Below are 12,735 nucleotides of genomic sequence, written 5' to 3'. Positions count from 1 at the left end.
GGAAATGTCAGGCCCGCAACGGCATCGATACCGCTGGCTGCACCACCGCCTTCGGGGACGCCAGCCGCATCCCCGCGTAAATGACGGCGACGGTGGTGAGATAGAAAACCAGCTGCATGCCCGCCGGCTGCGGGTCGTAGCCCACCAGACCATGCAGGATGGACCCCAGCGCCGACCCCTGCTCCAGCACGGCCGAAGTGTCCCACAGCGGCATACCCCAGCTGGGCAGCACGTCGGCCTGGATCAGCAACCGGGCGATCTGTGAGGCCATGCTGGCCGCGAGCAGCAGCACCAACACGCCCGTGACGCCGAAGAACCAACGCAGCGGTACACGCAGGAGCCCTCCGTACAACAGGCCGCCGACCAGCGCCCCAGCCGCCAGACCCGCACCACCACCGAGCAGCGTGGCCTGCATGCCGCCCTCTTCCGAGGTTGCCATGCTGTACAGGAACAACACCGTCTCCGAACCCTCCCGAAGCACGGCCAAGGCAATCACCAGGAAGATGATGGATCGCTCGCGTGATCCATCCAGCACGGCACGCGCGGCACTGGCGGCCTGGGCCGCCATTTCACGCCCGTGGACAGCCATCCAGATGTTGTGCCAGGCGAGCATGCCCACGGCCAGCGTGAGGATGCCGATGTTGAACCACTCCTGACCCATGCCGCTGGCCCAGTCGGAGATGAACTCCATGCTCGACGCCACCACGGCGGCTCCCGCCAGCCCGGCCAGCAGTCCGCCCAGAATCCAGCGCGAACGCGCCGGAATGCCCCGGGTAGCGGCCGCCATGATGCTGATGATGAGGGCGGCTTCCAGGGATTCCCGGAACACGACGATGGCAGCGGCAAACATGGTGTGCGGTCCTTACTGAGCGATCAGAACACCTTGGGCGCCAGGCTCCTTCTCGTGGAACTCTTCCACGAAATCGTAGCGACCGGGTTTGAGCGGACCGAGGTTGATGGTGATCGACTTGCCACCGGGAATCAGCTTTTCGCGACCCAGCGGCTTGCTTTCGAATTCGGCCGTGGTCTTGTCTTCATTAACCACTACCAGCTTGAACTTCTGACCCGCTGGAACGGTGAGTTCCTTGGGCGAAAAAGTGTGGTTCTTGATGGTGAGGGTGAACTGGGCATCCTGGGCCATACCGGCTTGGGCCGTCAAGGCCAGCGCGGCACACAAGAGAAAGCGACGCATTGCAACTCCATACATGTTTTCGATACAGACAATGATAACAATTCTCATTTGATAAATCCAGCAAGGAATCACCAGCGATATTGGCTTGACGCGTCGTATGAAGGCATGAGGTGATCACATTATTCGAATAGCTGTACTGAAATCCTATAAAAAAGTGGAACCAATCCTGATTTGTGATCACAAATAGAATTTCATGCATCTGCACTACCGAGCATTCGCATGAACCAATCGATCGAACAATTCCTGGCCGATAACCGTATCCACGAGGTGGAATGCGTCATCCCCGACATGACGGGTATCGCCCGCGGCAAGATCCTGCCCAAGGATTTGTTCCTCAAGAGCGGCGAGATGCGTATCCCGAAGAGCGTGCTGCTCAACACCGTGAACGGCCAGCAGCCCGACAACGGCCCCTTCGTGGGCGACACCGACCCTGACATGGTCTGCAAGCCCGACGCCACCACCGCCCGCGTGGTGCCCTGGGCCGCCGAACCGGTTGCCGTCGTCATCCACGACTGCGAGGAGTGGGATGGCCGCCCGGTGCAGCTCTCGCCGCGCGCCGTGCTGCGCCGCGTGCTGGCCCTGTACGAACAACGCGGCTGGAAGCCCGTAGTTGCGCCCGAAATGGAGTTCTACCTGGTGGCTCGCCAACAGAACCCGCACGAACCCCTGCAGCCTCCGCTGGGCCGCACCGGCAAGCCTGAGGTGGGCCGCCAGAGCTACTCCATCGATGCCGTCAACGACTTCGACCCCTTCTTCATGGAGTTGTCGCACTTCTGCGAAGTACATGACCTGGGCGTGGAGACCCTGATCCACGAAGCCGGTCCCGGCCAGATGGAGATCAACTTCACCCACGGCGACCCGCTGGAACTGGCCGACCGCGTGTTCCTATTCAAGCGTACGGTGCGCGAAACCGCGCTGCGCCACGGTGTGTTCGCCACCTTCATGGCCAAGCCCATGGAAGGGGAGCCCGGTAGCGCCATGCACATCCACCAGAGCATTGTCGATGCCAACGGCAACAACATCTTCAGTCGCGAAGACGGCAACGCCAGCGAGCACTTCCACCACTTCATTGGCGGGCTGCAGACCTACATCCCGCAGATCATGCCGATGTTTGCCCCCTACGTGAACTCGTACCGCCGCCTGTCGCCCTTCATGTCGGCCCCCATCAATGTGCGCTGGGGCTATGACAACCGCACCTGCGGCATCCGCATTCCCAAATCCGGCCCCGAAGCGCGCCGTGTGGAAAACCGCGTGCCTGGCGTGGACGTGAACCCCTACCTCGCCATGGCTGCCACGCTGGCCTGCGGCTGGCTCGGCCTGCGCGACAAGGTGCAACCCACCGAACCCATGGTCGACAGTGCCTGGAACGTGGACCACGAACTGCCCCGCCACCTCGAGGATGCGATTGAAGCCATGCGGGCCTGCGAAGAGATGCGCGACGTACTGGGCGAGAACTTCGTCGACGCCTTCTGCGCCGTGAAGGAACTCGAATACGCCACCTACAACCGCGTCATCAGCTCCTGGGAGCGCGAGCACCTGCTGCTGCTGGTCTGAAAGACGAAACCCCGAAGAGACATTGCCATGACACACCACACCCGCCAAGGCCTGAACGAGGCCACGCTGCAAAACCTGGCTACCCAGGAGCGCCAGCGCTTCATCGAACGCAACCCCCAGTCCAAGCTGCTGGCCGACCGCTGCACACCGCACTGGTTGTTCGGCGTGCCGCTGCACTGGATGAACGACTGGTCCACGCCCTTTGCGCTGCACGTTTCGGCGGCCCAGGGCGCCCACGTGACCGACGTGGACGGCCACCAGCTCATCGACTTCTGCCTGGGCGACACCGGCTCCATGTTTGGCCATGCTCCGGCTGCGGTGGTCAAGGCCGTGCAAACGCAAGTGGCCAAGGGCTGCACCACCATGCTCGCCACCGAAGACGCGGCCTGGGTGGGTGAAGAACTGGCGCGCCGCTTTGGCCTGCCCGTGTGGCAAAGCGCCATGACCGCCAGCGATGCCAACCGCTTCCTGCTGCGCTGGGTGCGTGCCGCCACGGGCCGCCAGAAACTGCTGGTGTTCAACGGCTGCTACCACGGCACGGTGGACGACGTGTTTGTCGACCTGGTGAACGGCAAGCCGCAACAGCGCGACAGCCTGCTGGGCCAGGTACACAACCTGCTCGACACCACTGTGGTGGTGGAGTTCAACGACCTGCCTGCGCTGCAAGCGGCCCTGGACGCAGGTGACATTGCCTGCGTGCTGGCCGAGCCGGTCATGACCAACATCGGCATGGTGCTGCCTGAGCCCGGCTACTGGGAAGCCGCGCAGGCCATGATCCGATCAGCCGGGGCCATGCTGATCCTGGACGAGACCCACACCATCTCCAGCGGCACCGGCGGCTATGCCCGTACCGAGGGACTGCAACCCGACGCGCTGGTGTTCGGCAAGCCCATCGGCGGCGGCGTGCCCTGCGCGGTGTACGGCATGTCGGCCGAACTGGCACAGCGTGCCATGGACGCCAAACGCAATGCCGCGCCCGGCCACTCCGGCATCGGCACCACGCTCACCGCCAACATGCTGGCCATGGCCGCCATGCGCGCCACGCTGGGCGAAGTGGCTACCCAGTCCGCCTACGACCACATGCTGCCCCTGACGCGTACGCTGGCCGACGGCCTGCGTTCCGCCATCGCCAAGCACCAGTTGCCCTGGTGCGTTACCCAGGTGGGTGTGCGCTGCGAATTCCAGTTTGGCCCGACCCCACCGCGCAATGGCACCCAGGCCGATGCACTGCGCGACGGCGGTCTGGAGCAGCTGATCCACCTCATGCTGCTCAACCGTGGCTGCATGATCACGCCCTTCCACAACATGCTGCTCACCTGCCCGGCCACCACCGCGCAGGACATCGAGAAGCTGCTGGCGGCGTTTGACGAAGTGCTCACCGCACTCAAGGGATAAGCCACGATGAACGCGCACCCCCTGTTCAGCCTGCAGGGCCAAGTGGCACTGGTCACTGGCGCGGGCAGCGCCGAAGGCATCGGCTTTGCGACCGCGCAGCTGCTGGCCGAACTGGGCTGCAAGGTGGCCATTTGTGCCACTGGGCCGCGCATTGAGGAGCGTGCTGCGGAGCTTCGGGCACAAGGCTTCGAGGCCCGCGGCTACACCGCAGACCTGACCGATGGCGCAGCAACCGAAGCGCTGGTGGCCCGAGTGCTGGGCGACTTCGGGCACATCGACATCCTGGTCAACAACGCGGGCATGGTGCAGCAGGGGCAGGCGGAGAACTTTGCGCCGTTTCACGAACTCACAGCCGAGCAGTGGAGCGCCGACATTCGTCGCAACCTGGATACCTGCTTTCACACCACGCGCCATGTACTACCCGGCATGCGCGCGCGCCGCCAGGGGCGCATCATCAACGTGTCGTCGGTCACCGGCCCGGTGGTCGCCAACCCGGGTGAAGTGGCCTACAGCGCGGCCAAGGCCGCCATGGTCGGCATGAGCCGCGCGCTGGCGTTGGAGTGCGGCACCGAGGGCATCACGGTGAACTGCGTGGCACCAGGCTGGGTGGCCACGGGGTCGCAGACGGCCGAAGAAGCCGTGGCTTCCCGCCATACCCCCCTGGGTCGTGCTGGCACCCCGCGCGAGATGGCCGCCGCCATCGCCTTCCTGGCCATGCCGGGTGCGAGCTACATCCACGGCGAATTGCTGGTGGTGGACGGTGCCAACTGCCTGCAGGAGCGCAAGGGATGAACCCGTTCGCCCCCGGGCTCTTTGCCGACCGCGTGGTGCTTGTCACCGGCGCCGCCGGAGGTGTCGGCGGTGCACTGGCCGAGGTGCTGGCCCCGCTGGGTGCCCGCCTGGTGCTGACCGACCGCGATGTCCCTGCCCTGCACGAGCGCGCCAGTGCGCTGGGTGCCACGGCCTGTGCCGCTGACCTGAGCAAAGTGGCGCAGATCGAGCGCCTGATCGCCCACACCCTGCAGACGCATGGCCGCCTCGATGGCTTGGCCCACTGTGCGGGTATCTGGGTGGAAGGCCCCAGCGAAGAGGCCACCGAAGCCGACTGGCAGCGCTGCATGGACGTCAACCTCAAGGCCACCTTCTTTCTCAACAGTCGCGCCATCCCGGCCCTCAAGGCCACGCGCGGTGCCATCGTGAACATCAGCTCGGATGCCGGGGTGGTGGGCAACGCCGGTGCCGCCATCTACTGCGCCAGCAAGGGCGGCGTGGGGGTCATGACCAAGGCCCTGGCCCGCGAGCTGGCCGCGCACGGCGTGCGCGTCAATGCCCTGTGCCCGTCGGACATCTTCTCGCCCATGCTGCAGTTCCAGGCCGAGCGCTATGGCGCTGGCGACCCGCAAGCCTACTTCCAGCGCCTGCTGGAGCATTACCCGCAAGGCGCCCAGGCCCGCTTCCTGCGCCCCGAGGAGGTCGCCTGGCACGCCGCCTGGCTGCTGAGCCCGGCCTGCGAGGGCGTCACGGGTTCCAACGCCCTGCTCGACTTCGGCCTGACCGCTGGCTACTGAGCCGCTGGCTACACTTGCGCCATGACCGACACGTCCAGTTCCACCACGCTGCAGGACAACACCTACGCCACCTTGCGCCAGTGGGTGTCGGTGGGCAAGTTCCTGCCGGGCGAGCGGCTCAAGATCCGCAACGTGGCGCAAGCCCTGGGCGTGGGCGTGATGCCGGTGCGTGCGGCCTTGCTGCGCCTGGCCGCCGAAGGCGCGCTGACCCACAGTGCCAACAAGGGGGTGTCCGTTCCGTCGCTATCCAAGGCCGAGTTCGACGATGTATTGCAGAACCGCCTACTGCTGGAGGGCGAGGCGGCTGAACGCGGCGCGCTGCGCATGGGGGCCGACGGGCGCAAGCTGCTGGCGGACTTGGTTACCGCCATGGAACGCGCGCTGGCGGCCAACGATGCCAAGGCCTACCTCGATGCGAACGAGGAATTCCATGTGCGCCTGTACCGCGCCGCCGGTTCGCCCATGCTCATGACCTTGATCGAGACCGTGTGGCTCAAGGTTGGCCCCTTGTCGAACCAGCTGTTCGACGACAACCCGGACAGTGGCGTACTCAACGACGCCCACACCGACATGATGAAGGCGCTGGAAAACGGCGATGCAGCCGGCGTACGTCGCGCCGTGGAGCGCGACTTGTTCGTCGCAGGCCAGTTTCTGCGCAGCCGCTGCACGCAATGACACTGCGGGTGTTCAGACCCCCGCAAGCTGGTTCAGCGCAGGCAGATCCACCAACTCGACCACCTTGCCGGTGCCTGCAATCAGGCCCCGTTCGCGCAGCAGCTTGAAAATGCGCGAAAGCGTTTCGGGTGCGATACCCAGAATCTGTGCCACCTGGCGCTTGCGATCCTGGAACTCGACCACCACATGACCATCGGCTGCGCCCTTGGCATGCTGCAGCAGCCATTGGGCGCAACGCCCTTCCGCATCCTTGACCAGACGACCGACGGCCACCTCGGTCTGCTGCAGGTGCAGTCGCGCCATGTCACACACCATGCTGTGCACGCCGGGGCTGCAACCACCGAGCGCCTGGCGGAAATCTGCCAACGGAATGCGCCGCAGGAGGGTGGAGCTCTGGGCCATGGCATCCATCACCGGGGCCAGACCCAGAATGGCTGCACTGGGTTCCAGCCAGCAAGGCCCCTGGGCCAGGCCTAAGCAATGCTCCAGCTCCTGGGCACCGGCCACGCCAAGACCAACCACACCGCTGTCGACGAAGATGACTTCCTGCGCAAAGACGCCGCGCCGTTGCAGCACGGCACCAGGCCCGCAACACTCCTGCGGACGCCCTTTGAGCAACGATTCCTGGCCAAACATAGCCGAACTGTGCCGACTCCAAGGGATGCTGACCTTAATCAAAATCAAAAAGATCCCGTTGCATCTCTACGGGTAAACCCGAGAACCCATCCAATTCTCGGGCGTTGAGAGAAAATCCCACTCAGTACATCCTTCGTAGATGCACACTTCAGCACAGCCCGGTATGCTCGGCAATCGCGGTGCTCGCCTCGGTGGATTCATCCACTGTGGGATTCGGCCTCGACCTACCGCCATGGCGCATTGATCGCGCCATCCGATACGTTGAACACAGGAATCGCTGAATGGCCACCCTACTGATACGCAACGCACGCTGCATCGCCACCATGGACGATCGCGGACGCGAGTTCTCTAACGCCTCCATTGCCGTGCAGGATGGCACCATCGCCTGGCTGGGCCCCCACACCGAACTGCCACCGGTGTGGGAGCAAGCCGACCGGGTGATCAATGCCGCGGATCATCTGGTCACACCGGGGCTGGTCAACACCCATCACCACATGTACCAGAGCCTGACGCGGGCCATTCCCGGGGTGCAGAACGCCGAACTGTTCTCGTGGCTGAAGGGGCTCTACCCGATTTGGGCTGGACTCACGCCCGAGATGGTGCGCGTCAGTACCCAGGTGGCGATGGCAGAACTGCTGCTGTCGGGCTGCACCACCAGCAGCGACCACCTCTACATCTACCCCAACGGGGTACGAATGGATGACAGCATTGAGGCGGCGCAAGCCATCGGCATGCGCTTCGTCGCATGCCGCGGAAGCATGAGCGTAGGCCAAAGCCAAGGTGGCTTGCCCCCTGATGCCGTGGTCGAAAAGGAAGATGCAATCCTGAAGGAAACCCAGCGCCTGATCGAGACCTGGCATGACGCCAGCCACGGCAGCATGCTCAACGTGGCGGTGGCGCCCTGTTCTCCCTTCAGCGTCAGCCGCGACCTCATGCGCGAGTCGGCGGCTCTGGCGCGCCACTACGGAGTGCGCCTGCACACCCACCTGGCGGAAAACGACCACGACCTGGCCTACAGCCGCGAGAAATTCGGCTGCACCCCAGCCCAATACGCCCAGGAACTGGGCTGGCTGGGCCCCGATGTGTGGCACGCACACTGCGTCAAGCTCGATAGTGAAGGAATCAGCCTTTTTGCCGCCAGCCGTACCGGCGTGTCGCACTGCCCCTGCAGCAACATGCGTCTGGCCAGCGGCATCGCCCCGGTACGCAAGATGCTTGATGCCGGTGTACCCGTCGGCCTGGGCGTGGACGGATGTGCCAGCAATGACGGAGCGCAGATGGTTGCCGAAGCGCGTCAGGCACTGCTGCTGGCGCGGGTCGCACGCGCCATGCAGCCGGCTGAGAGTCGCCGGGTTGACGGTGCGCAGCGGAGCTTCTTCGGTTGCGACCTGGGGCCAGCGGAAATGACAGCGCGTGACGCCCTGCGTCTTGCGACCCGAGGCGGCGCGGAAGTGTTGGGACGAACCGACCTTGGCCAACTGGCAGTGGGCCAGTGCGCTGACATGGCGCTGTTCAACCTGCAGACCCTCGGCTTCGCTGGCGGTGCCGTGCACGACCCTGTAGCCAGTCTGCTGCTGTGTGCCAGCCCACAGGCTGCGTACACCATCGTCCACGGACGCATCGTCGTGTCCGAAGGTCGGCTCCAGACGCTGGATTGCGCGCTGCTGGTCGAACAGCACAACCGCATGGCAAGGCAGCTTTGTGCGGTCACGGGGTGATGTGTTGCATGCGCGGGAACGGTCCATAGCCTGCGTTTGGCAAGGCCTTGGTTGGCCATATTGACAAGCGAAGGGCATGCACCGACGATCGGGCCTTCGTCTGAATGCGCCGCCCCTTCGATCACTTCATGCGCCTGCCCAAGCAAAGCCAGATACTTGCTGTTGGACTGGTGCCCGCCCTGGTGGCCTTTTGCCTGCTGGTGCTGGTCGCTCGCCACACCTTGCAATCCTGGGTGCTGGAACGACGCTCCAACGACCACGAGGCTTTCGTGGCTTCGCTGGTCACCGATATCGAAAGCCGTATTGATCAAAGCAGCCAGGCGCTGCAGACCGCGGCGCTGTCGACCGACTTTGCAGCCTTGCCAGAGCGCCAGCACATCGATCGGCGCATCAACGGACTTCCGCCCCATTTGGAAGAACGCAAGCGCGCCATCATGGAATTCCTGCGCACGCAGGCGGGCTTTTCGGTCGTCTTTGTTCTTACTCCCGAAGGGGACCATTACCTGTCCCACCCCTTTGAAGTGCAGCGCAACCTGCAGCAGTTCAACCTTTCCAACCGACCCTACATCCAGAAAGCCCTGAAGACGCGGTCGCTGGCGATATCGGACCGCTTTGTCGGCGCAGATGGCCGTGCCGCAGTCGCGATGGACATCCCGGTCTTTGACGCCAACGGCCGGCTCCAGCTCCATCTGGGTGGGGTGGTACACCTTGACCAACTCGACCGCCTGGTCTCGCGGGAGCACATCGCGCCATTCGACCGCGCCCTTCTGGTTGACAGCGAAGGGCACCCGCTCGCCAGCAGCACACCCCTACTGGCAAGCAGTGGTCTGGATGAACCCTTTCGGTCCGCGATGGCTGCCAACCCACCGAGCCAACCGAAGGACGCAAGCCGCTCTGCCGTTGACAGCGTGCAGCGCAGCACCGTGACCGATGGGAATGGGGCCCGCTGGCTGACTTTCCAGGCCACTACCGTCCTGGGCTGGCACCTTTACCTGTTGCGCGACGAATCCAGCCTGCTGGCGGAGATCGAGCCTGCAATGAACCAACTCACCGTCACAGCGGCGATCACGCTGTTGATTCCAACCTTGTTGGGCCTGTGGATGGCAGTGCGATTCAGCCGGCGCTCGCACAAAGCCGACCGCGCTCTGGAGCAGGCCAACCGCGTGCTGGAGGAGCGCGTAGCCGAACGCACCGCAGAGCTGAATCGGTCGGAACTACGCCACCGCACCCTGTTCGAATCGGCGGTCGACGCAGTGCTGATCATGGAGGACAGCAGAATCATCGATTGCAACCCCGCCGCAGTCACCCTCTTCGGTGCGCGAGACCGTAGCGACCTGATCGGTTTGCTGCCAAGCGCTCTGTCGCCTCCCAACCAGTCCGACGGACTACCGTCGCAGCGCAAGGCGCTTGACATACAGGATGCGCTCCGATCTGCCACCACCGGACATGTCAGTTTCCAGTGGACGCACCAGAAACTGCATGGGGGACCCCAATTCATGGCCGAGGTGCGCCTGAACCGCATGCTGATTGATGGCACGCCGGTCACCCAGGCACACATACGCGACATCACCGATCAGTTGCAGGCACAGGACGCCCTGCGCATCGCTGCCACCGTGTTCGAGTCCCATGAAGGCATGACCGTCACCGACGCCAGCAACACCATTTTGCGGGTCAACTCAGCGTTCACGAGGATCACTGGGTACCGTGCCGATGAAGTCATCGGCAAGCGCCCCAGCATTCTCCAGTCGGGTCGCCACCAGGCCGACTTCTACCAGTCGATGCGCGACGCACTGATCGCGGACGGGGCTTGGCAAGGCGAGATATGGAACCGCCGCAAGAATGGGGAGATCTACCCGGAGTGGCTGACCATCAGTGCCGTCAAGGATGCGTCCGGAAGCATCACCCACTATGTCGGCATCTTCATGGACATCAGCTCCCGCAAGGCTGCAGAAAGCCAGATACAGCAGCTGGCTTTCTACGACCCGCTGACCAATCTTGCCAATCGACGCTTGCTGCAGGACCGCTTGAGTCTGGCCTTGAGTTCCAGCACTCGGCACACCCATCTCAGCGCATTGATCTACATCGATCTGGACGATTTCAAGTTGCTCAACGACAGCATGGGCCACGCCTTGGGCGACCGCACGCTCGAGCAGCTCGCAAAACGCCTGCGCCACTGCGTGCGCCAAGGTGATACGGTGGCTCGGCTCGCAGGGGATGAGTTCGTGGTCATGCTGGAAGACCTCAGCAGCAAGGATATGGAGGCAGCGAGCCAGGCCGAACTGACTGCCGAAAAGATACGCACAGCGATTGCAGCCCCCCTGGAACTGGACCGCCACACGGTTCATTGCAGTGCAAGCATCGGCGTCACCCTGTTCGGATCGACCTTTCACCTCAAGCCCGAAGACCCTTTGGTGCGCGCCGAGCTCGCGATGTTCCAGGCCAAGAGCAGCGGCCGCAATGCCGTTCGGTTCTTCGACCCGCGTATCCAGGAGGCCGTGAATGCCCGTGTGGCGCTCGAGGCTGCATTGCGCACAGCGCTGCAGGAGCGCCAGTTGTTGCTCTACTACCAGCCCCAGGTGGCGCGCGATGGTCGCCTTTTCGGAGTCGAGGCACTGGTACGGTGGTGCCATCCACAACGGGGCATGGTCTCTCCGGGTGAGTTCATTCCGCTGGCAGAAGAAACCGGCCTGATCCTTCCCATTGGTCAATGGGTACTGGAAAAAGCCTGCAGCCAATTGGCCAGCTGGTCTGCGGATGCCCAGACACGGGAACTCATCATTGCAGTCAACGTGAGCGCCCGCCAGTTTCACCATGTTGATTTTGACCGCATGGTGCAGCGAGTATTGGTCGATTCCGGCGCGAACCCGCAGCGACTGAAGCTGGAACTGACGGAAAGCATGCTGGCCACCGATCTGGACGACGTCATTGCCAAGATGTCACGCCTCAAAAACTTGGGGGTGAGTTTCTCGCTGGACGATTTCGGCACCGGATACTCTTCCCTGTCCTACCTCAAGCGACTGCCGCTGGACCAGCTCAAGATCGATCAGGGTTTTGTGCGCCACATCGAGACCGATGGCAACGATGCCGCCATCGCCAAGATGGTCGTTGCGTTGGCCGACAGCTTGGGACTGGCGGTCATTGCCGAAGGGGTGGAAACACCAGGCCAGCGCGACTTCCTGTCCGCACTGGGTTGCCATGCCTACCAGGGCTATCTTTTTGGCAGGCCGGGGCCGGTGGATAGTCTGGCAACCTGGTGGGACCGGAAGGCAAACGCGGATCGCGCGACGGGCCCGGCCACCGCTTAAGATTCCTGGTCGCCCCATTTGCACCCAACACCACCATGCTCAGCCTCGATACCACCCTGACCTTCTTCGCAGCCAGCGTATTGCTGGCACTGTCACCAGGACCGGACAACGTGTTCGTGCTCCTGCATTCCGCTGTTCACGGCCGCAAGGCCGGTCTGCTGGTGGTGCTGGGACTGTGCTCAGGTCTGCTGTTCCACACCGCGGCGGTGGCCTTGGGTCTGGCGGCGCTGCTGGCCGCGTCCAGCACCGCGTTTCTGGTCCTCAAGCTAGCTGGTGCCGCCTACCTTCTGTACCTGGCCTGGGGGGCCTGGAATGCACCGGCCGGACTCGGCGATGCGCCAGCCAGTACGGCCATGACGCCCAGGCAGACCTATCTGCGTGGCGTGGTGATGAATGTCACGAACCCCAAGGTGGCCATCTTCTTCCTGGCGTTTCTGCCGCAGTTTGCCAACCCGGAAATTGGCAGCGTGCCGCTGCAGATTGCCTTGCTCGGTGCCGTGTTCGGTCTGGCAGCGCTGCTGACGTTCGGCTGCATCGCTTGGTTTGCCGCAAGCTCCGGTGCGGCATTCAAGCGTTCAGCACGGGCCCAGAAGACCCTCAATCGAACTGCCGCGCTGGTATTCACCGCACTGGCGGCGCGCTTGGCACTCGCGCAGCGCTAGATCGTCAGGCTCCCGATGCAGGCAGCAGTG

At 63.8% G+C, this 12,735-nt stretch carries 11 protein-coding genes; 8 read left to right on the top strand and 3 right to left on the bottom strand.

Annotated elements, in window-relative coordinates; translation table 11 throughout:
- Window positions 1-7: 7 nt before the first annotated feature.
- A complete protein-coding gene (locus RQP54_RS09525; protein ID WP_315678019.1) occupies window positions 8-850 on the bottom strand; it encodes an FTR1 family protein in 843 nt (280 codons plus the stop codon).
- A gap of 12 nt (window positions 851-862) precedes the next feature.
- Window positions 863-1,192, bottom strand: a complete 330-nt coding sequence (locus tag RQP54_RS09520) for a cupredoxin domain-containing protein (protein ID WP_315678018.1) — start codon at window positions 1,190-1,192, stop codon at window positions 863-865.
- 219 nt (window positions 1,193-1,411) lie between these two features.
- Between RQP54_RS09520 and RQP54_RS09515 the strand changes: the two genes are divergently transcribed.
- From RQP54_RS09515 to RQP54_RS09495, 5 genes are read left to right on the top strand one after another with little or no spacing between them, the layout of a single operon-like run.
- A complete protein-coding gene (locus RQP54_RS09515) occupies window positions 1,412-2,746 on the top strand; it encodes a glutamine synthetase family protein (protein WP_315678017.1) in 1,335 nt (444 codons plus the stop codon).
- 27 nt (window positions 2,747-2,773) lie between these two features.
- Entirely contained in the window at window positions 2,774-4,141 is a 1,368-nt protein-coding gene (locus tag RQP54_RS09510; RefSeq protein WP_315678016.1) for an aspartate aminotransferase family protein, read from the top strand.
- A gap of 6 nt (window positions 4,142-4,147) precedes the next feature.
- Window positions 4,148-4,933, top strand: a complete 786-nt coding sequence (locus RQP54_RS09505; RefSeq protein WP_315678015.1) for an SDR family NAD(P)-dependent oxidoreductase — start codon at window positions 4,148-4,150, stop codon at window positions 4,931-4,933.
- On the top strand, window positions 4,930-5,709 hold the full coding sequence (locus RQP54_RS09500; RefSeq protein WP_315678014.1) for an SDR family NAD(P)-dependent oxidoreductase: 780 nt from the start codon (window positions 4,930-4,932) through the stop codon (window positions 5,707-5,709). The genes RQP54_RS09505 and RQP54_RS09500 overlap by 4 nt, the downstream gene beginning before the upstream one ends.
- A 21-nt stretch (window positions 5,710-5,730) precedes the next feature.
- Window positions 5,731-6,384: a GntR family transcriptional regulator gene (locus RQP54_RS09495; protein WP_315678013.1), complete on the top strand. Its 654-nt coding sequence runs from the start codon at window positions 5,731-5,733 to the stop codon at window positions 6,382-6,384.
- Between the two features lie 12 nt (window positions 6,385-6,396).
- Here the strand turns inward: RQP54_RS09495 and RQP54_RS09490 are convergent, their stop codons facing one another.
- The gene (locus RQP54_RS09490) at window positions 6,397-7,020 is read right to left on the bottom strand and encodes a Crp/Fnr family transcriptional regulator (protein ID WP_315678012.1); all 624 of its coding nucleotides are present in this window, start codon (window positions 7,018-7,020) and stop codon (window positions 6,397-6,399) included.
- 281 nt (window positions 7,021-7,301) lie between these two features.
- Here RQP54_RS09490 and RQP54_RS09485 point away from each other — a divergent pair, with 281 nt between their 5' ends.
- From RQP54_RS09485 to RQP54_RS09475, 3 genes are all read left to right on the top strand, one after another.
- Window positions 7,302-8,738, top strand: a complete 1,437-nt coding sequence (locus RQP54_RS09485) for an 8-oxoguanine deaminase (RefSeq protein WP_315678011.1) — start codon at window positions 7,302-7,304, stop codon at window positions 8,736-8,738.
- 104 nt (window positions 8,739-8,842) lie between these two features.
- Window positions 8,843-12,043: an EAL domain-containing protein gene (locus RQP54_RS09480; RefSeq protein WP_315678010.1), complete on the top strand. Its 3,201-nt coding sequence runs from the start codon at window positions 8,843-8,845 to the stop codon at window positions 12,041-12,043.
- Window positions 12,044-12,078: 35 nt separating this feature from the next.
- The gene (locus RQP54_RS09475; RefSeq protein ID WP_315678009.1) at window positions 12,079-12,705 is read left to right on the top strand and encodes a LysE family translocator; all 627 of its coding nucleotides are present in this window, start codon (window positions 12,079-12,081) and stop codon (window positions 12,703-12,705) included.
- Window positions 12,706-12,735: the final 30 nt, after the last annotated feature.

It is taken from the genome of Curvibacter sp. APW13 (genome assembly GCF_032337135.1).
Taxonomy (GTDB): domain Bacteria; phylum Pseudomonadota; class Gammaproteobacteria; order Burkholderiales; family Burkholderiaceae_C; genus Allorhodoferax.
This window is presented reverse-complemented; position numbering and strand designations above follow the sequence as displayed.